Raw genomic sequence first — 19,348 nt, forward strand, 5'->3', positions numbered from 1 at the left:
GACCTTGACCGGCAGCAAAGCTATTCTGCCTTGCCAGGTGGAGGCCTTTTTCTCAAGGAAAGCTCAACGGTCGCGCGGTACAATCTCCCGATGCGCGCTTAAGCTTTGCCTGACTTTGCTTGCAATGCTGAATTTTCCGTACAAGGAATGACTCCTTCAAGACGACCTGAAACCTTCGTCAGCGCCTTGCGGCGTCAGTCGCGCTTCTAGTCGTCAGAGAGCAATGTGCGCGCGAATAACGAAATGCATCACCGCGCCTGCAACTCGTGCTTGGATACGTTTCCATGCTGAGATGCACGGGGACTGGCGATGCCATATCCATTGGACATCGTATGATTTTGTTGCCGGCCGAGGTCATAGAGCATGCTGAGCCCGCGCCTTCCGACCAAAACAAGCCCATTCCTCCCACTTCCTAGGGCAGCCTCTAGTGCGATTTCATCAAGTAGAGCAATCACCTGGTTCGATAAGCCCTCACGCCGACGCTCAGCTTTCAGCCGACTTTCACAAGCGCTCACGATAGTGTGCATTTGGGCCCGGTGCGCCTTCCATTTTAGGGAGGAGGCTTGCGTCTGGTGGGCTCCAGTAAGGCTAAAGACGCACCCCTGAGGCGCAAATATGACGAGCTGCAATGCAACGATGTCGACGAGGTGTTTGAGAGCGTCCCAACCGTCTTTTTCCTTTAAAGCCATCGATGCAGCAGTGAGAAGGCGCTCAGAGGCGCGATCGAGAACGAGGTGATATAGGTTTTCCTTCGACGAGAAGGCGGAATAATAACTCCCGGCACCGATCTTCATTGCGGCCATCAATGCCGTCGTTCCGGCACCCGAGAAGCCTTTTAACCGAAACACGCCTTCTGCGGCGTCCAGTGCGGCCTCATAATCGAACCCGCGCGCCCTACCCTTTTTCATTACACCGCCTCGCGCGCAGTCGCGTCAGCACCCAGATATCGCGCCATCATATCCAAGAACAGTTTGACCTGCGATTGCAGGCACGCTGGATCCGCCCATTGTCGGCAGCCATATTCGGCGATGAGCTTGAAATAGAGCTCAAGCCGATTGCTGGGAATAAACTGGAGCGCAAATTCGCTCCCTTTTCGCACAGCGTACCAGTCAACCACCAGATCAATGGCGCTCAATCCACCAACTCGCTGAGAGACAAAATCGCCTGCCGCAACCGGCTCGGCAATTTTAGCAAGTGCAAAGAGGTCTTCCAGCGAGGCCTGGTTGAAAACCCGCGCCAAATCAGTCGGCCATTCGTGGGGTAAATAACGGTTTCGGACGAGTTGAGCCACATGTCCGTAGAGAAACTGCCCATATGAGCTCGCTTCAATCCACGAACTATCGGCCTTTGCATCGTTTCGGTAAAAGGGAAAGAATGCATCAAAACGATCAAACTCTACGCGCCGCAGATCCGCGCTCACGCCTCTGAAGTCTCCAGTCACCACCGCAAAGCCAGGCGGAAATGCCACAGGCGAGGGCAATGCGACATTGGTCAACCTCGTACCGTCCACCTCAATCGTGCTGGTATCGGCGACGTGCAGGTGCCCGGAAAAATGTATGCCGATGCCCGTGCGTGCCACGGCATTTGAGGTCATCGTCCAGGGGGTACGCCGCACCGCCTGCGTCGCACCGAACAAAAAATCCTCATCGGCGACCGTACCGTCATAGGTGTCGATCGCTGGATAGTGTGAAAAGCACACGAGCGTTTTGCCTTGTATCTTGGCCCGCGCCGAAACGTTTGCCAGCCAATCAAGAACAAACGGCTTGAGCCGCACGAGCGAATTCCATCCCGCATCGGTTGAATCCGAGACGGCGTCAAAGTGTGAACCGTCCTTGCATCCCTTGCGCGGTTCAAAGACGTTTGCGTCTACCGCCACCAGCCACAGACCGGGTTCGGGCTCGACCAGGTAGCTCAGGTCGAGCTGCCGATGGATGACCGAACCGTCCCGAGACGCGATCTCAAACATGCGCTTGTCGAATGCGTCATCAACGCCAAACGGGCACTCCCAATAGTGATCCTTCTCCTGGCGCTGGATTCCATAGGGCGCCCATAACGGCGCCAAGTCGGAGTATGAGCGGCAAAACATTCGCTCCTCGAGCACTGCCCCTTCCCCCTGCACCAGTTGCCGATTACTCGTTACAGACGCGATGCCGCCATCTTTTGTATAGAACGCTTTGGTGTGGTGCCGGCCGCTCATGGCGAAGACGTCGTGATTGCCCGGTGTCAGAAAGAACCGAACCCCATGAGTTTCGCTATAGTGCTGGAGCAGGGCTAGTGCCCCGTCCATGGTTGCGACCTGCCCGTCGTCGGTCAAATCCCCGGCAATGGCGATCGTTTTAATTCCGTCTTTGACGCACGCATCAAGTACAGCAGGAAACGCGAAATAACTTTCGTTGAAAATGCGGGTCGAGGCCGCGCTATCGGTTCGCGTCCTGATTGCCGCCATCGGCTTTCCATCAAAATCTGGGCCATCAAACCGATAACCTGGAAACACCTCATGATAATGGGGGTCGGCGATAATCGCGATCTTATGCATCGGGTGCCGGGCGAAGCCGCGTCTCGCGAAGCGCTCCGATATCATCGAGAATTGGGTAAGCAACGGAAATCAAATGCGCATTGACGCGCTTGAGATCGCGCAAAATGTCCAGGTGCAGCCCTGAGGTTTCCATGGTCTGAGTTCTCCGTTCGCGTAGGCGCTCCATATGGCGCTCCGCGCTTTCCGACTCCAGCCGCCGCACGTCCAATTTGCAGCTTACCAATTGCCGTGCCAGATCCGGATCACGTGAGAGGAAAACCGATTGCGCGATCTGTAAGATTTCCAACGTTCGATCATAGAAGGCCACGATCTCGGCCAGACCTTCCGGCGAAAATGCAAGCTTGCGCTTTGACTTTTTTGCGGCCAGTTCAGATAGCCCACTGTCGATGATGTCCCCGATATGTTCGAGATTGACCGCATAGGACATAATCTCGGTTGCGCGCTGCGTGTCATCCTCATCGAGCTCCTCTCGTCCTAACCGCGATAGGTAGGATTTGATTTCGCCGTGAACCCGGTCGATGTCATTTTCGATCGCACCAAGCTGGCTGCGCACGTTCGGGTCAGAAGTCTTGAGCGCGCTCATCGAGGCTTCCAACATGTCGCGCACCATATCGCCGAGCCTTAACGTTTCGCGCGCCGCCGCAGAAAGTGCGATAGCCGGGGTCGAGAGCGCACTTTCGTCAAGATAGTGCGGCGAAGTTTTGCCATCGGCTGGTTCCGGCATGAGCTTTTTGACAAGACCTATGATCGGGCCAAGCAAGGGCAAAAACACCACCAGAAGCACAAAGGAGAATGCGATATGGGCGCTGAGCGCGAGCGTTCCGGTCTCTGGAACTGCAATCGCCAACCAAGGGGCGATCAGTCCCGCAGTGAAGGTCAAGACGATGGCCCCAAAGGCTCTGATGGCGAGATTGGTAAGCGCTAGCCGCCGCGCCTCGATCCCTTCGCCGAGCACAGCAAGATAGGGCGGAATGGCGCCACCCAGATTGGCGCCCGCAACCAAGACAAGCGCCAGTTCGGGCGAAATGACGTTAGCCTGCCCCAACAGCACCACAAACAACACGACCGCTAAGCTCGAAGACGCGAAAAATGCCAAGCCAGTGGCAAATAGCAACGCAAAGACGGGAGCACTTGCCAGCCCCGAAAGGATCAGGATCACTGTTTCCGACGATCGGACCGGTTCGGTTGCCTGACCCAGAAGCGTCAGGGCCAATAGCATCAATCCCAAACCCAAAATGGCGCGACCAATGCCCTTCCCGCTCGCATGTCGCGATCGCGAAAACGTCACCACACCGACAAGTATCAAGATCGGTGAAAGCCAATGAAGGTCGAGCGAAAGGATAAGCGCCGCAAGGCTGGTTCCCACATTGGCGCCCAGCATGATGGCCTGTGCCATAATACCCGAAACAAGGTCCCGCGCTGCAAACGAGGCTGTTATCACCGCAGTGGCAGTGCTCGATTGCACGGCCAGCGTAGCCACAATCCCCACAATTACTGCCATCACACGATTGCGCGTGCTGTTGCCGATCCAAATGCGAAGAGAGGTGCCAAAAGCACGCAGCATGCCGGTCTTGATAAGACGGAGCCCCCAGACCAAAAGCGCGCCGGCTCCCAAAAGATCGATCAGAACCAGGGTCGAGGAAATTTCAATGTCCTTCCAATATGTCTATTGCGCGTCCCGCCTGTCGCGCAGCTTCCACCAGCATGGGCTTTGGCGTCTCGAACCATTCCGCCCGCTGGAGCTCACGCTTCTCGCGCACATGGGTGAGCGCATCATCAAAGCTTGCGAACTTTTCGGGTTGGTTCTTGGACAAATAAAGTGCCGTTAGCGCTACCGACCTGCTTCGGCCCCCACGGCAGTGAACCAAAATGTTGCCACGTTCACGATTGGGGTAAGTCTCTCGCTCAGGCAGCCTTTGTTTAAGCGCACCATCGAGAATGTAATACCCAGCCAACATCATGCGCGAGGGATTACCGTCGCCGTCGATCAGCCCGATCTTATAGGCGCGAATGGCGCCAAAACCGGTTGCGACCTTTCCGGCATCAGCGGCAAGAATCGGATCGAGCACATAATTGAAATCGAGATTGACCGCGCAGTTCACCACCGTCGAAATACCATGAAGGCGCAAAAGCTCGAGATCACGCGCTCCCTCGGCACCCCCGATGTAAAGTGAGACCTTGTCCTCACCCAAATCGGTGCAGATAAGGCTAATGGGAGGGCGATCGTAGTGTGGGGCAATCTGGGCCATGCGCTATCCTTGTTATCGATGGTGAATCGTTGGGCACCACCACCATACCTCTATTCCAAACCATTGCACAGCTGTGCAATGCGCAAATTCGCGTAGCCAAGCCCTCACGCGTTTGCCACGGAGTACGATTATGGCGTATTAAGTATGTGATCGCGATCATGGGGTTCTTGAACTCTGCGCACAGCTGTGCAACCTGCGTCGCGATGACATGACGCAATAGGAACACGATGAAAAACGCGGGCCGGACCATAGGTAAAACCTTCGTCTCCGCCCAGCAGGTCGCGGAACGTGCAGGGGTGTCGCGGTCGGCCGTGTCGCGCACATTCACCGATGGAGCCAGCGTTTCCCCTACCACCCGCAAGCGTGTCCTTGAGGCCGCCGAGGCGTTGGGCTACCACGTCAATCATCTCGCCCGGGGGCTCATCCGAGACAGCTCTAACATCGTCTCTTTGATCGTTGCCGACATCAACACACCCTATCAAGCCAAGATGATCGAAGCTTTGACGCGGCGCCTGCAGGCCGCAAATAAGATTGCCATGGTCATCAACACGTCGGGCCAGAACGCCAATGTCGAGGCGGCGCTGCGACAGACACTCCATTACCGCGCGGACGCCACGATCGTGCTCTCGGGCCAGCCCGCCGCCTCGCTTATCGAAACCTGCCTCAACAATGGACAGCACGTCATCTTGGTCAACCGAGACGACCCCGTCCCAGGGCCCGAAACCATTGTTGTTACCAACCGTACTGCAGCACGCCAAGCATTCGACATGCTGTTTCGCGCTGGCTGCCGCGATCTTGCGGTTGTCGCCTCGGCTGTGGGCTCGGCCTCGCTTGCTGCCCGCGAGAAAGCCTTCGCCCTTGCCGCGGAAGAGGCTGGGGTAAACGTCAACGTCATTCGCTTTGGCCCCACGGCCTACGCCTCGGGTGCGGAAGCCGCCCGTGCGGTGCTTTCGAAATCGGACCGTCCAGATGGCGTTTTTTGCGTCACTGATCTGCTTGCATGCGGTTTTATGGACGTCGCCCGTAACGAATTTGGGCTCACAATCCCGGAAGAAATCTGCGTCGTCGGATTTGACGACATCGAGCAGGCAAGCTGGTCCTCCTATGATTTGACGACCTTCCGCCAGCCCGTCGACCAGATCGCCGATCACGTGGTCGGTCTTATTGACCATCATCCTCATCTCCACACCGTTCAAGCCCCCACGCGCTTTTCCGCCGAGCCCGTCTGGCGCAAATCGGTCCGGCCGCGCTGATAGCGCCCGGCCATCCGCGCGCACCGCTAGGCTCTTTCGATGCCGCTGGCTGCAATCATCAAATCCGCAACGCCGGGAGCCGCGGCAAGAACTGCGCCACCGCTTTCCAGCCCATCTCTGCCCAAAAAGTCGCAAACAACCCCGCCCGCTTCCCTCACAAGCAATAGCCCTGCAAGACAATCCCACGGATGCATGTGCAATTCCGCATAAGCGTCTGAACGCCCGTCCGCGACATAGGCCAATCCGAGTGCTCCCGTCGCTGCGCGGCGCACATTGGCGCCAGTGCCTAAAATCTTGCTCAGGACGTCGAGATAGACCCCATTGCTAATACGCGTTGACCAACCGAGCTCAACGCATGCCGACCCCGCAGCCGCAGTCGGCGCCACGCGGATTTCCATTCCGTTTCGAAACGCGCCCCGACCCGCCCGCGCAAAATAGAGTTCGTCATGAACCGGATCGTAAATTGCCCCCAAAAGCATCTCATTGCCGCCCACAAATGCGATAGAGACGCAATAGTGGGGAATTCGGCGCGCAAAATTGGCCGTCCCATCAATGGGATCAACAACCCAAACAGCCTCGCCTGGCGTTCCGCCCGACTCCTCGCCAAGAAATCCGTCTTCTGGAAAAAGTCTTTTCAGTCGCTCCCGCACCAGTGTTTCCACGGCGGCATCTGTCACGGTCAAAAAGTCCTGCGGCCCCTTCATCTCAAATCCGCCTTCGATGGCAAACGCTCTTTGCGCCAAAGCTCCGGCCTCCCGAATGAGCGCCACCAATGTCTTCTCGCGCCGATCAAGGTCTTCGGAGGTCATGGTCATAGGGGAAGGAGTGCTGTGAGATATCGCTGACATAATCATGACTCTGCGTTGAAAGCTGTTGGAGACCCAATTTGATAGACTCGGCGTTCAATACGATGCGCCGATACCCTCTCGGCTATCGTTCCGAGTGTTGGATAATTGCCGTTGGCGCCCACAGCGACATAGCCGGGGCATGAAAACTCTGCTGCGTTGGGCTCTACCTTGCCCAGACCATAGGCATCATAGCGCCCCCCAGCTTGTCTCAGGATCAGTATGGCCGCTGCCACATCCCAGGCATTGACCCCAAATCCGATCGCCGCATCGCACCAGCCTGCGGCCACATGGCAAAGACTTAACGCCGCACTGCCCGTGCGCCGAACCGTGCAAAACCGCTCGGCAAGCGTTGCAAAATTATCCAACGCATGCGTCCGCCCATCTAGGCGGAAATCGCGCGCCACTGGATAGCTCGTCACGACCATCGCGTCGCTCTCACCGGGACGGGCCCGAGAGCGCAGTCGCTCTCCATTGAGCCACGCTCCAGATATGTCGGCGGTAAACACATTTCCCGTGACCGGGTCGAGTACGACGCCAGCCAAGATCTCGCCATTGACCACTGCTCCAATCGAGACACACCAAAACGCCAGCCCAGCGGCGAAATTCGCCGTTCCATCGATTGGATCGATATACCAGTGGATGGGGCCGTCCCCCGACGCCCCGCCCTCTTCGCCTATAAAGCGCGATCCCCCAACCCGCTCACCGATATAGCTTTTGAGCATCTCTTCGGTCTGACGGTCGTGAATGGTCACGATGTCGTGGAAATCCACCTTGGTGTCTGCGACCATAGGTTGCCGAAACGCCGCCAACAGTGGAGCTCTCACCGAAAGGGCCGCGCCCATAGCGACCTCACGCAGACTGCTCGAAAGCGCTGAAACATCGAGTTCGGCGGAAGAAGCTTCAAAAAATTGCACCGTGTTGGTCCTTGCCCGAAACGATGGCGACCGATGCCGCCATCACGTTGTGATGTGGCCCGTACTACCGACTGAAGTTGACGCGCCAGAGGTCCTGCCAGTCCTGGCGCGCATCCCAGTCTTCAAGCGCCGTTGCAGCGTCGTAACCAAACACCCGATCGGCAACGTCCATGATCCCCGACGGCTCGTCAGCCGGCATCGAAATGTCGGTATTGGTGGGGATCTTGCCATCCACCATCTGGGGCATGATGCCCTCTTCAGTCAGCGTGTAATGGATAAACAGCCGCGCTAGGTTCGGACTGTCAGTGCCCGAAGCGATCAAACCGAGCTTAGTGTAGCTCCATCCAACCCATGGCCTGAGCTCTGTACATAGCCCCAGCGCATAGCCTAAATCATCGTTATCCCGAAACTTGGCTGAACTCATCAGCCCAACGAACGGATTGTCCTGCCCCCTCACCCCTACCGCTTCAGAAACAGCGTCATCGCCGTCTGTGATCAAGGGCGCGCTCTCGGCGAGCGCCACAACCCAGGCCGCCGTCGCGCTTGGCTGGTCGGTTTCAAGCGAGACGCCATAATGATCCTCATAGGCTTGGGCCACTTGATCGTCGGCATAGGTCTCCATCTGATTAAACCAGTCCGAATAGGTTCCCTTCGTTAAGGGGTCCACCATTGCAAACCGACCCTCCCATTCGGGATCAGTTAACTGCCAAATATTGGTGACCGGGCATGTTTCATGCGCCTCGGTATTGTACGCAAACACATTGGCATTGGTGGTTATCGCGAGCGGGCTCTGGAACTGAGAGGGGATTTTGTCTTCCATATCCGGTGGCAGCCAGCTTTCCACGTAGCCTTGTGGCATGAGCTGGGCAACCGCGGCTGGCGTATCGGTAATCAGCGCGACGTCGCCCTGAACGTTTCCGGCCTGCGCTTCGCGGGTGATCTGCTCGAACTGCGCCGTTGCCGAAACTTTGACCCCGGTCACCTCGATGCCGTAATGCGCCGAAAACGCCTCGGCCATGTCGACGATCTTGCCGGTGCTGTCATAGATGGTGATTGGCGCTTCTCCACGAGCCGCTTCAATCAGCGCGTCGAGGTCGAAATTATCTTGGGCGCTTGCTGGAAGCGAGATGCCTCCTACAAGCACCACAAATAAAGCGCCTGCGATCGGGCGCGTGACGTTCGTCTTGATAGTGGTAGTCATCACCTTGTCTCCTCAATGGCAACCCAGTTGCCAGACGACTGTTACCCACGCGGCCCTTGCACAGGCTCTCTGATGGGCGCACGGCGGCGGACCGCCCTGCGCAGGCTCAATGATGGTCTAGCGGCTGTAATGAATGCGCCAAAAATCCTGCCAGTCCTGCCGGGCATCGAAATCGGCTTGGGCCGTCGCCATCGAAAATGCCATCACATCATCAAGGTGATCGGCTATGCCAGATGGCTCGTCGGACGGGATCGGGATGTCAGAATTGGTCGAGATCTTGCCATCGATCGTTTGGGGGGCTATGCCCTCGGCAGTGAGAAGGTAGTGGATGAATAACCGTGCTGCATTTGGACTATCTGTACCCGCAGCGATCAGCCCGGGCCCGGGGTAGAGCCAACCGATAAACGGCTCCATGCCGGTGCACAGCCCAAGCTTAAATCCACCTGTTTTGTTATCGCGAAACTTGGCAACCGAGGTCAGGCCAAAAAAGGGCTCGGTTTGGCCGGGTGCACCGATCGCTTCGGCGACAGACGTGGAGTCACCTAAAAGCGGCTGATTTTCGGCATACGCCCGCACCCAAGCCGCCGTCGCACTGCGTTCTTCGGTCTCCAGCGGGATCCCAAAATGGGCCTCATATGCGGCGGCCATTTCCGCATCGTAATGTGTCTCCATCTGGTTGAACCAGTCGGCGTAATTGGGTTTAATTAGCGGATCGAGCATGGCGAGCTTTCGCGCATGTTCTGGCTCGGTCAATTCCCAGATATTGCTCACAGGGCACGTGTCAAAGACCTCAGTATTGTAGGCAAAAACATGCGGATCGTTGACCAGCACCAAGGGATCGGACCACTCAGGCGCAATCTTGCCCGCGAGATCTTCAGGCACCCAGCTTTCCACGATTGCGTTGGGGAGCAATTGGGCGGCAACCGCCGCCACGTCGGCCGCCACCGAGACGTCCCCGACAATATTGCCCGCCTGGCTCTCACGAATGAGCAGCTCGACCTGATCGGCCTCGTTGACCTTGCGACCCTCCGCTTGAATGCCATAGGTCTCAGTAAACGCCTGTGCTGTGTCGACAATCTTGCCCGTCACCGCATAGACCGTAATTGGTGGTTCAGATTGTGCCGCGGCGATCAATGCATCGAGATCGAACGTCTCTTGGCTAAAGGGTGCCCCTGACATCACTAGGATCACTGCGGACCCCAAAAGGATAGATTTCAACGATGAGCTCACACGTACCTCCTGCCATGCTCCTTTTAGGATCATGGCCGTTTGAGTTGACACACTGCGTAGGGAAACTTGTCGTCGTCATCCCGGTATTAAATCCGGGATGACTGGTCTTGGCTAAACGCCGGCGATCATCACGCCCAGTGCAATACCTCAGCGATCATAATTGAGCCGCCAGAAGTCCTGCCAATCCTGCCGCGTATCGAAATCCTCGATCGCCGTGGCCGTGTTGTAAGGCATCATCTCCTCCATATGCTCGCCGACCCCCGATGGCTCGTCGGAATGCGCGGGGACTTGAGAATTCGATGAGATCTTGCCGTCGACGCTTTGAGGCGCGATGCCCTCTTCGGTCAGGAGATAGCGAATAAACAGCCGGGATGCATTTGGACTGTCTGTCCCCGTCGCAATCATGCCGATCCCCGGATACATCCACCCTGAGAATGGCTCCAAGCCATCGCATAACCCCAGCGCCAGACCATCGGGCGCGTTATCACGGAACTTTGCAGTGGCCATCATTCCCATGAAAGGTTCGTCCTGCCCTCGCGCACCCACCGCATCACCGGCCGTGGAATCGGAGTCCGTCAAAAGCGGCGAATTGGCTGCAAGCGCTTTGACCCAAGCCTTGGTTGCAGACGCCTCGTCTGTTTCCAACGGGGCGCCGTAATAGGACTCATATGCGGCGGCGACCGCATCGTCGAAATGGGTCTCCATCTGGTTGAACCAATCTGTATAGGTCGGCTTGCCCAGAGGGTCCTGCATGGCAATCTTGCGGTTCCATTCAGGCTCGGTCAGCTCCCAGATATTTGCAACCGGGCAGCTTTCATAAGTCTCGGTGTTGTAGGTCCAAACGTTCGGGCTCGAAACGATAATCACCGGGTCCTGCATGCCCTCGGGAATGAATTCCGCCAGATCGGGTGGCACCCAGCTTTCAAACAGACCCATCGGTACGAGCTGCGCCATGCCCGGCGGGACGTCCTGGACAACAACCACATCGCCCACGACATTGCCCGACTGGCCCTCCCGCATCACCTGGTCGATCTGGGCGCCCGTCGACACCTTGACCCCGGTCGCCTCCACCCCGTACGCGGCGGAAAACGCCTCGGCGATCTCGACGATCTTTCCGGTGCTGTCGTAAACGGTGATAGCTGGCTCAGCTTGTGCCGCCGCAATCAAAGCGTCGAGGTCAAACCCTTCAGCATCCCAGGCGTTCTGGGCCATTGCTGATGGCGCTCCGAGGCTAATGGCGATCACCGCCAGACTGGCACTGCCCGCAAACCTTTGCAGTCGTTTCGTCACTGTCGTTGTCATCGTTTTCTCTCCTCCAAACACTGTTTTTAGTGGTGTTACGCCATAGCCTTTTTCGCGACCATCTCAGGCCTCCCCTCACCGCCTTTCGAAAGCGCGATATCTGCTACCCAGTCCCGATCGCCCTTGTCGTCAAAGACGTGAAGCGCCTCGGGCGGGACATGAAACAAACCCTCCGCGCCATCAGAAACGGCAGGCGGTTGATGCGTTGTCAAAAATAGCTTGCTCCCCTCTGCCACCAATTCGATGATCCAAGACCCTCCCGTGGGCAAAACGCCGGTGACCGAGGCGCGTCCCGACAGCGATCCTTCCGGTACCGCCCCTGCGTCGCGTACAAAGCCAATGGCCTCAGGGCGCATGCCAACTGAACCGATCGATTTGAGCTGAGGATAGAATTTTGAAAAATACGCCCGTGCCAATCCGGCGAGCGGTCCGGAACTTTGGTCCGTCATCTCGATAATGTTGATCGGCGGGCTACCCACAAATTCAGCTACGAACCGGTTTGCGGGTCGCTCGTAGATGTCGTTGGGCGTGCCAACCTGCTGGAGCTCCCCATCGCTCATAACAGCGATCGACGTGGCCAGTGTCATAGCTTCCCACTGGTCGTGGGTAACAAAAACAATTGTTGTCTTGAAAGCCTCATGGAGGCGTTTGAGCTCCGCCCGCATTTCCAGTCGAAGGCGCGCGTCAAGGTTACTCAGCGGTTCGTCGAGCAAAAGCACGTCCGGGTTGACCGCAAGCATTCGCGCTAACGCTACGCGCTGCTGCTGTCCTCCGGAAAGCTGGCTAGGATAGCGGTCGCGGTATTGCGCGATACCGAGCGTCTTCATTACCTTCTCAACACGGGCCTCGCGCTCGGCTTTTGGCACCTTGCGCAGCCTGAGCCCAAAATCGGTGTTGCGCTCGATCGTCATGTGCGGCCAGAGCGCATAGCTCTGGAAGACCAAGCCCATGCCGCGCTTTTCGGCCGTGACGAAGGTCCCCGACGAAACGCAGTCAACCACCCGGTCGCCAATCGTTATCTGACCTTGCGATAGATGCTCGAGCCCAGAAATCATGCGCAACGTCGTCGTCTTGCCGCACCCGGAGGGGCCGAGCAGGCACATGAATTCGCCATCACCTATTTCGAGATTGAGATTGGAAACGGCCTTTACCGCCGTCCCTCCATAACGCTTTTCTGCATCCTTGAGCCTGATTGTAGGCATGGTTCAGCTCCCTAGTCCGTCGGCCAGATTGGTCTTGGTGAGTTTTTGGGCCAGAACTGTCCCGAAGTAGGCGATGCCGGCGATGATCAGCACCACGGCATTCGCTGCCTGGGTGTAATTGTAGTCCACCAGCCGAAGCGAATAGGTGGTCAAAACGTCGGTCGCGGGTACCGCCAGGATTACAAATAGGCTCAGCCCCTTGATCCCCGATATGAACGGCAGTAGCACCCCGGTCATCAGTGCGCCCTTCTGGATGGGAATGACCACCCAAATCATGCGCCGCAACCACCCCGCGCCGGCAACCTGGGCGGCCTCCTCTGGATCCTTGCCCAATTGCATCATTGCCGAAATGCCCGCCCGAGAAGCATAGGGCATTTGGTCGGCGATCAGGGCGAGCATCAAGATTGCCACCGTGCCGTAAAGTGCTGGTATGGGTCCACGCTGAACGGCGAACAGCGATAGATAGGCCGCAGCAAAGGCAATGCCCGGGACCATGTAGGGAAAGAACGTTACGTGGCGCAAAAAGCCGGCCAAAGGCCATACAGGGGTCCGCACCACCACATAGCCAACCAATAAGCCCAATATACCCGAGCATATCGAAGCCGTGCCCACGATCCAAAGCGTGTTGAACGCAGCGCTCCAGAGGGCCGGGGCCAAAAGTATTCCGGTGCGCAGGGCAACAGTATCGAGATTGGTTCCGATCCAATAATCGAGCGTGAAATTTGAGAACGCGAAATTAGCCGGCACGCGCATGATCGTGGACAGCACCAGCGTCAGCAGCGGCAGGCCGACAGACACAACAAAAATCAACGCAGCAAACGCTGTGGCCGGAATGCGCATCGGCCCCAGCGCGCTACGCCGCGCCATCGCCCCTTTTCCGCCGACCGTCACAAACTTGCGTGCTTCGCGCACGAGCCTTGCGTCAACAAGCAGCGCAATTGCGCCGATCAACAAGATCGCCGTGGCGAGCACTGCTGCCACTCCGGTCTGACGTGAGGAAATCGAACGATAAAGTCCGGTCGCTAGCAAATCGTAGTTGACCGGCAGCCCAAGCACATAGGGAACGCCGAACTCACCGATGGCTTTGGCGAAGGCCAAAATGATTGCACTCATTAGCGCAGGCAACATCAAAGGCCCGATGATTTTGAGCGCAACGGTGGGCGTGTTGGCCCCCAGCATCCGCGCGGAATCCTCCAACTGGCTGTCAAACCTCCGCAGAGCGTTGCCGAACAGCAAGATAAAGAATGGAATGTAGTTGAGCGCCAAAATGATGGTGATCGGCACTTGGCCGTAGGCCAACCAATCAGGCGGTGTCAGCCCCAAAGCCTCAAACCATCCCAATTGCCCGCCTACGGAGCGGTTTTTGAAAAGCGTCGCCCAAGCAAGCGCGAAGGTCCAGGCCGGCAACATAAACGGCACAATTAGCGCGGTCGCAAACCAGCGGCGCGCAAACATATCGGTTCGGCTCACGAGCCAGGCAAGCGGGCCGCCGATGGCGAGTGAAATCGATATCGCCCCAAACGCCACAGCAAGGGTATTTGTCAGCGGCGTCCAAAATAGACTCTGGGCCACCGGCGAAAACAACGCCCGGTTGATATAGTAAAGTGTAAAGGCCCCCGGCTCGCCGCCGATACGGCGCTCGTCGCCAAACTGCACCCGCCCAGCATCGACCAAAAGCGAGATGATCGGAACGATGATGAGATAGCCAAACAAAAGCGCAGCCAATATCCCGATCAGCGTTGTCGGGTCGCGCAATGCGACTTGCGAGTTGTAGCGGAACTTGCTCGCGCGCCCGGCACGGCGCTCCTGACCAGACAGCGCACTCATGGCACGGTCCGCCAGATGCAATATCGCGCATTGGCGATACGCGAAAAGCCCACCCCGAAAGGTGCTGCCTCAGGTCTCATCGCTCCTCCCAATGCCGCCCGACGCAACGCCCGGCACAGCATCTTTCCGATCGTCCGGGCCGGACAGGCCGGCCCTCCTCCAACACCGCAGGCTATAGACGGCAATAGACATGTCAAGAAATTTTTGCACAGCTGTGCAAAAATGCATCAGCAGATGGCTTCCGCTCGTGCAAAGCCATAGCGCTCTCAATGACTTCAAATTTTGTGCTGATAATGCAAAGGAATATGAACAAGATTGCACGGGTGTGCACTCAGGCTGCGGCCCGCCTTATAGGGCAAAAACGAGCGGCTTGCACAGCCGTGCATAAATGCTAAGCTCGTCACACCGCTGATACAGACGGTCACTAAACCGGAAACAATACCGGTCCCAAAGGGAGAGACATCATGATCCGTACATTGGCCATTTCTGGCCTCGCCGCCGCATCGCTTTTTGGCGGTGCTGGTGCCGCTAACGCCCAGTCGGGTGAACTCGTTTTCTATTGCGCTGCCGATGAAGGCATCTGCCGCCTTCTCTCGGAGAGCTTCCAGCGTGAGACCGGCATCAACGTTTTGATGACCCGCAAGTCCTCGGGCGAAACCTACGCTCAGCTCAAAGCCGAAGAGGGCCAGCCGCGCGGTGACGTTTGGTGGGGCGGCACTGGCGATCCCCACCTTCAAGCCGCTCAGGAAGGGCTGACCTCGGTTTACCAGTCACCCATGCTTGAAGAGCTCCAGGACTGGGCCGTCCGCCAAGCAGAAACAGCAGATTACCGCACTGTCGGTGTATATGCAGGCGCACTCGGCTTTGGTTACAACGCAGATCTTATCGATCCTGCGAGCCCAGACGCACCCAAATGTTGGGCCGATCTCCTAAACGAGGCATATCGCGACGAAATCCAGGTCGCTAACCCCAATTCATCGGGCACCGCCTATACGCTTTTGGCAACCCTTGTCCAAATCATGGGTGAAGACGAAGCCTTTGAATATCTCGCTGCGCTCGATGACAATATCTCACAGTATACGAGCTCGGGTTCGGCACCCATTCGTGCCGCAGGCACAGGCGAATCTTCGATCGGTATCGTTTTCATGCACGATGCCGTCGCCCAGGCTGTTCAGGGCTCGCCTATCCAAACAGTCGCCCCCTGTGAAGGAACAGGCTACGAAGTCGGCTCGATGAGCCTTATCGAAGGCGGCCCCAATCCGGAAAACGCCCGCATCTTTTATGATTGGGTGCTCACGCCCGAAGCTCAAGAGCTTGGCGCGCAGGCAAATTCGTTCCAAGTCCCCTCGAACGTGAATGCCCAAACGCCGCCAGAATCGCCCAATCTCGATGAAATCGAGTTGATCGACTATGATTTTGCACTCTACGGCTCCTCAGACGAACGCGCTCGCTTGCTGGCCAGATGGGATAGTGAGATCGGCGCGCGGTGAGCCGCATCATTGCAGGTCTTAATCGGCTAGGCGGCCTCTGGCTCCTATTGGGGCTGGCCGCCGTGCTGATTGCACCATGGTACAAACTGACCCCGCCCGATACCGGGGCGGGGTCCTCTATCTTGGGCTCAGCGCTCACCGAAATCAGTGCCCAGCGTTACTGGCTATTGCCACCCGTGTTGGCCATGCTGGCATTTGCTGGTCTTCGGGTAAAATCGGGTCAGCGTTGGCAGGCCCATGTTGCGGTGCCCTGGATCGCGGGTGCTGCCGCACTATTGTTCTTGATGCAAGCCTTCGGTATCGGCCTGAACGGTCCAATTCTTGGTGCCATCGGACAGGCCTTTCCCGCCGCAGCGCTTGGCCAGCCGGGCCTGGGGCCAGGCGGGTTCGTTTTTGCAGTTGCGATCACGGGAATTCTCGCCGACGCATTGGCAGCACGCGGATTTTGCCGGGGCGAACGCTTTGCCGCCAATGCCGTTGTCTTTGTCGTCGCGCTGTTGACGTTGTTTGTCTTATTTCCAATTCTGCGTCTGGGCAGTACGGCGCTTTTTACCCCCGAGGGCGTCTTTCAGCCCGGCGTGTTCATCACAAGGCTGATCGCCCCCGATCTCTGGGGCCTGGGATGCCTTTATGGCCAGCCCCGATGCGGCGTCGTTATCAACACTTTGATACTGGGTATCCTCTCGGGCGTCCTATCCACCCTATTGGGTTTGGCTCTGGCCCTGCTGGTCGCGCGCACCAATTTTCGTTTCAAGGGCGCGCTGCGCGCCATCTCGATCCTACCTATCATCACCCCGCCATTTGTCGTGGGCGTCGCGATTATCGTTTTGTTCGGCCGCACCGGCGTTGTCACTGGCTGGCTGGAATTTTTGTTCGATATGCCGCGCACCCGCTGGGTCTATGGGTTGCCAGGCATCCTATTGGCGCAGGTTCTGGCCTTTGCGCCCATTACGTTCCTGGTTCTGCTCGGCACGATCGAAGCGATCAACCCAACACTGGAGGAAGCGTCCAAAACCCTCGGCGCCAAACCGCTCGACACCTTCCGCACAGTGACTTGGCCCCTGCTGCGCCCAGGCATTGCCGCCGCGTTCCTTCTCGCCTTCATCGAAAGTCTAGCCGATTTCGGCAACCCCATCGTCTTGGGCGGAGGCTATGATGTGCTCTCTATCAGGATATTTTTTGCTGTTGTCGGCGCGCGTTACGATCTGGGAAACGCCGCAGTTCTCTCGATTATCCTTTTGAGCCTTACACTTGGCGCGTTCTGGCTCCAGACGCGCTGGCTGGGCCGAAAATCTTATGTGACCATTACCGGAAAATCCGACGCCGGGCTCTCGGCGCCCCTTCCGGGCCCCCTTAAAGCCGCCGCCTACGCAGCAGTCATGCCATGGGTCATTTTTACTCTGGGCGTCTATGCCATCGTGCTGATTGGCGGCATCGTCAACGACGTGGGGCGTTGGGACCTCACCCCCACATTACGTCATCTGGCCACCGCCTTTTCATTCGAAATCGGCGAGAATGGCCTTCAGTTTTACGGTTCTGCGTGGGATTCACTCCAGACCACTCTTTTGGTTTCGGCCATTGCGGCTCCGTTGACCACGGCAATTGGCATCCTGACTGCTTGGCTCATTTCCCGGCAGGACTTTGCCGGAAAAGGCAGTTTTGAGTTTGGCACGATGCTCAGCTTTGCCATTCCCGGCACCGTTGTCGGGGTGGCTTATGTCGCCGCCTTCAATGTGCCCCCGGTCGACATCACCGGTACCATGACCATCCTGGTCATCTGCTTTATGTTTAGAAATATGCCGGTGGGTATGCGGGCCGGCCTCGCTGCCCTCTCCCAGATCGACCGCTCCATGGAAGAAGCCAGCCAGACAATGGGTGCCAATGGATTTTTGACACTGCGCACCGTGGTGTTGCCGCTCATCCGTCCCGCCATCTTCACATCGATGGTCTATGCGTTCGTCACAGCCATGACAGCGGTCTCAGCGGTCATTTTTCTCGTCAGTGCTCGCCACAACATGGCGACGGCATACATAATGGGCCGCGTCGAAAATGGTGAGTATGCACTCGCCATCGCCTATTCCGCGGTGCTCATGGTCATCATGATCGCATGTATTGCGCTCATTCAGCTCTTTATCGGAAAGCGCCAACTCGGCAGGCGCACCGATTTGCAAACCCTACGATAGGACGCCTCATGAGCGCTTCTGCCATTGAATTTGTCGATGTCGTTAAGCGTTACGGCTCGGTCACCGCCGTTGATACCATCAGCTTTTCGATTCAGCGCGGCGAGTTGGTCACCTTTCTTGGTCCCTCCGGCTGCGGCAAGACAACGTCTCTGAGGCTAATCGCAGGCCTCGAGCTCCCAAGTGCGGGCACGGTCCGTATTGCCGGGCAAGATGTCTCGACACGGGCAGCGGCGGACCGAAACGTTGGCATGGTGTTTCAGTCCTACGCGCTCTTTCCACATATGAGCGTCATCGAAAACGTGGCCTACGGTCCAACGATCCGAGGTGGTGATAAGAAGCTAGCGATCGAGCGCGGCCATGAAATCCTGACCATGTTAGGTTTAGAAGGGCTCAGCACACGCCTGCCCTCCGAACTCTCCGGCGGCCAGCAGCAGCGCGTCGCCGTCGCTCGCGCCATCGTGCAACAACCCGACGTGCTCTTGTTTGACGAACCACTCTCCAATGTCGATGCAAAACTTCGCCGCAGGGTGCGTGAGGAAATCCGCGATCTGCAACGCCGGTTCAATCTCACCGCCGTTTATGTCACCCATGATCAAGAAGAGGCTCTAGCAGTCTCGGACCGCATCATCGTTATGAGCAATGGCAAAATTGCTCAAATCGGCACACCGAGCGCGCTCTACGACCGACCAAGCTCACGATTTGTGGCCGACTTTATCGGCGACGCCAACCTCATCGAGGGCCACGTAGACAATGGTCGGTTTCGGGCGGAGGGTTTAACCTTGCCGCTCGATATGCCCGGACCCGACCGCCCCGCAACCATCTCGATCCGTCCCGAACGCGTCATATTGGAGAAATCGGGTGCCGGAGGGAAGATCACGCATGCGTCTTATCTTGGCTCTCGCCGAGAATATCGGATCGAGACGGTTTTTGGAGCGCTTCTCGTTTCTGCTCCGATCACCGATGTAGCGTTCCAAGCCGGCGACGAGGTCGGGGTTAGCTTGCCAGTTGGCGGCTACACTCTGCTCGTAAACGAGAGCGAGCTGCCCTCGGCGCGGGTCTCGGCTCAATGAAAGCCCAACTTCCCGAGGGCTAAAACACAGCGTCTCTCCGATC

The 19,348-nt window shown here is 57.5% G+C and carries 15 protein-coding genes; 4 read left to right on the forward strand and 11 right to left on the reverse strand.

The window, feature by feature from the left end:
* Positions 1 to 248 precede the first annotated feature (248 nt).
* From BLR31_RS15305 to BLR31_RS15320, 4 genes are read right to left on the reverse strand one after another with little or no spacing between them, the layout of a single operon-like run.
* Positions 249 to 908 carry a TetR/AcrR family transcriptional regulator gene (locus BLR31_RS15305; protein WP_090597575.1) on the reverse strand — a complete coding sequence of 220 codons (660 nt, stop codon included), beginning with the start codon at positions 906 to 908 and terminating at the stop codon, positions 249 to 251.
* The gene (locus BLR31_RS15310; protein ID WP_176762698.1) at positions 908 to 2,536 is read right to left on the reverse strand and encodes a metallophosphoesterase family protein; all 1,629 of its coding nucleotides are present in this window, start codon (positions 2,534 to 2,536) and stop codon (positions 908 to 910) included. The genes BLR31_RS15305 and BLR31_RS15310 overlap by 1 nt, the downstream gene beginning before the upstream one ends.
* Positions 2,529 to 4,151 carry a Na/Pi cotransporter family protein gene (locus BLR31_RS15315; protein WP_280139130.1) on the reverse strand — a complete coding sequence of 541 codons (1,623 nt, stop codon included), beginning with the start codon at positions 4,149 to 4,151 and terminating at the stop codon, positions 2,529 to 2,531. Before BLR31_RS15315 ends, BLR31_RS15310 begins: the two co-directional genes overlap by 8 nt.
* A 31-nt stretch (positions 4,152 to 4,182) precedes the next feature.
* Positions 4,183 to 4,785 carry a dual specificity protein phosphatase family protein gene (locus BLR31_RS15320; protein WP_090597578.1) on the reverse strand — a complete coding sequence of 201 codons (603 nt, stop codon included), beginning with the start codon at positions 4,783 to 4,785 and terminating at the stop codon, positions 4,183 to 4,185.
* Positions 4,786 to 5,012: 227 nt separating this feature from the next.
* On the opposite strand from BLR31_RS15320, the gene BLR31_RS15325 reads away from it, so the two are divergent.
* The gene (locus tag BLR31_RS15325; protein WP_090597579.1) at positions 5,013 to 6,038 is read left to right on the forward strand and encodes a LacI family DNA-binding transcriptional regulator; all 1,026 of its coding nucleotides are present in this window, start codon (positions 5,013 to 5,015) and stop codon (positions 6,036 to 6,038) included.
* A gap of 26 nt (positions 6,039 to 6,064) precedes the next feature.
* Here the strand turns inward: BLR31_RS15325 and BLR31_RS15330 are convergent, their stop codons facing one another.
* From BLR31_RS15330 to BLR31_RS15360, 7 genes are all read right to left on the reverse strand, one after another.
* Positions 6,065 to 6,853 carry an inositol monophosphatase family protein gene (locus BLR31_RS15330; protein WP_090597580.1) on the reverse strand — a complete coding sequence of 263 codons (789 nt, stop codon included), beginning with the start codon at positions 6,851 to 6,853 and terminating at the stop codon, positions 6,065 to 6,067.
* Positions 6,854 to 6,888: 35 nt separating this feature from the next.
* Positions 6,889 to 7,728 carry an inositol monophosphatase family protein gene (locus BLR31_RS15335; RefSeq protein WP_090597610.1) on the reverse strand — a complete coding sequence of 280 codons (840 nt, stop codon included), beginning with the start codon at positions 7,726 to 7,728 and terminating at the stop codon, positions 6,889 to 6,891.
* 136 nt (positions 7,729 to 7,864) lie between these two features.
* Positions 7,865 to 9,001, reverse strand: coding sequence for an ABC transporter substrate-binding protein (locus tag BLR31_RS15340; protein ID WP_090597581.1), 1,137 nt, complete (start codon positions 8,999 to 9,001; stop codon positions 7,865 to 7,867).
* A 117-nt stretch (positions 9,002 to 9,118) separates the two neighbouring features.
* The gene (locus BLR31_RS15345) at positions 9,119 to 10,180 is read right to left on the reverse strand and encodes an ABC transporter substrate-binding protein (protein ID WP_244505093.1); all 1,062 of its coding nucleotides are present in this window, start codon (positions 10,178 to 10,180) and stop codon (positions 9,119 to 9,121) included.
* 198 nt (positions 10,181 to 10,378) lie between these two features.
* Positions 10,379 to 11,533 carry an ABC transporter substrate-binding protein gene (locus tag BLR31_RS15350; protein ID WP_090597583.1) on the reverse strand — a complete coding sequence of 385 codons (1,155 nt, stop codon included), beginning with the start codon at positions 11,531 to 11,533 and terminating at the stop codon, positions 10,379 to 10,381.
* Between the two features lie 35 nt (positions 11,534 to 11,568).
* Positions 11,569 to 12,735, reverse strand: coding sequence for an ABC transporter ATP-binding protein (locus BLR31_RS15355; RefSeq protein WP_090597584.1), 1,167 nt, complete (start codon positions 12,733 to 12,735; stop codon positions 11,569 to 11,571).
* Between the two features lie 3 nt (positions 12,736 to 12,738).
* Positions 12,739 to 14,562, reverse strand: a complete 1,824-nt coding sequence (locus BLR31_RS15360; RefSeq protein WP_090597585.1) for an ABC transporter permease — start codon at positions 14,560 to 14,562, stop codon at positions 12,739 to 12,741.
* Positions 14,563 to 15,026: 464 nt separating this feature from the next.
* Here BLR31_RS15360 and BLR31_RS15365 point away from each other — a divergent pair, with 464 nt between their 5' ends.
* From BLR31_RS15365 to BLR31_RS15375, 3 genes are read left to right on the forward strand one after another with little or no spacing between them, the layout of a single operon-like run.
* Entirely contained in the window at positions 15,027 to 16,052 is a 1,026-nt protein-coding gene (locus tag BLR31_RS15365; protein ID WP_090597586.1) for an ABC transporter substrate-binding protein, read from the forward strand.
* The gene (locus BLR31_RS15370) at positions 16,049 to 18,235 is read left to right on the forward strand and encodes an ABC transporter permease (RefSeq protein ID WP_210183941.1); all 2,187 of its coding nucleotides are present in this window, start codon (positions 16,049 to 16,051) and stop codon (positions 18,233 to 18,235) included. Before BLR31_RS15365 ends, BLR31_RS15370 begins: the two co-directional genes overlap by 4 nt.
* Positions 18,236 to 18,243: 8 nt before the next feature.
* Positions 18,244 to 19,305: an ABC transporter ATP-binding protein gene (locus tag BLR31_RS15375; RefSeq protein WP_090597587.1), complete on the forward strand. Its 1,062-nt coding sequence runs from the start codon at positions 18,244 to 18,246 to the stop codon at positions 19,303 to 19,305.
* Positions 19,306 to 19,348 lie beyond the last annotated feature (43 nt).

This window comes from Pelagibacterium luteolum, assembly GCF_900100665.1.
GTDB classification, from domain to species: Bacteria; Pseudomonadota; Alphaproteobacteria; order Rhizobiales; family Devosiaceae; genus Pelagibacterium; species Pelagibacterium luteolum.

What these genes read in the sequence shown, in the direction of transcription:
- BLR31_RS15305 (WP_090597575.1), bottom strand. Translation starts at nt 908, where the DNA reads ATGAAAAAGGGTAGGGCGCGCGGGTTCGATTATGAGGCCGCACTGGAC.
- BLR31_RS15310 (WP_176762698.1), bottom strand. Translation starts at nt 2,536, where the DNA reads ATGCATAAGATCGCGATTATCGCCGACCCCCATTATCATGAGGTGTTT.
- BLR31_RS15320 (WP_090597578.1), bottom strand. Translation starts at nt 4,785, where the DNA reads ATGGCCCAGATTGCCCCACACTACGATCGCCCTCCCATTAGCCTTATC.
- BLR31_RS15325 (WP_090597579.1), top strand. Translation starts at nt 5,013, where the DNA reads ATGAAAAACGCGGGCCGGACCATAGGTAAAACCTTCGTCTCCGCCCAG.
- BLR31_RS15330 (WP_090597580.1), bottom strand. Translation starts at nt 6,853, where the DNA reads ATGACCATGACCTCCGAAGACCTTGATCGGCGCGAGAAGACATTGGTG.
- BLR31_RS15335 (WP_090597610.1), bottom strand. Translation starts at nt 7,728, where the DNA reads ATGGGCGCGGCCCTTTCGGTGAGAGCTCCACTGTTGGCGGCGTTTCGG.
- BLR31_RS15340 (WP_090597581.1), bottom strand. Translation starts at nt 9,001, where the DNA reads ATGACTACCACTATCAAGACGAACGTCACGCGCCCGATCGCAGGCGCT.
- BLR31_RS15345 (WP_244505093.1), bottom strand. Translation starts at nt 10,180, where the DNA reads ATGTCAGGGGCACCCTTTAGCCAAGAGACGTTCGATCTCGATGCATTG.
- BLR31_RS15350 (WP_090597583.1), bottom strand. Translation starts at nt 11,533, where the DNA reads ATGACAACGACAGTGACGAAACGACTGCAAAGGTTTGCGGGCAGTGCC.
- BLR31_RS15355 (WP_090597584.1), bottom strand. Translation starts at nt 12,735, where the DNA reads ATGCCTACAATCAGGCTCAAGGATGCAGAAAAGCGTTATGGAGGGACG.
- BLR31_RS15360 (WP_090597585.1), bottom strand. Translation starts at nt 14,562, where the DNA reads ATGAGTGCGCTGTCTGGTCAGGAGCGCCGTGCCGGGCGCGCGAGCAAG.
- BLR31_RS15365 (WP_090597586.1), top strand. Translation starts at nt 15,027, where the DNA reads ATGATCCGTACATTGGCCATTTCTGGCCTCGCCGCCGCATCGCTTTTT.
- BLR31_RS15375 (WP_090597587.1), top strand. Translation starts at nt 18,244, where the DNA reads ATGAGCGCTTCTGCCATTGAATTTGTCGATGTCGTTAAGCGTTACGGC.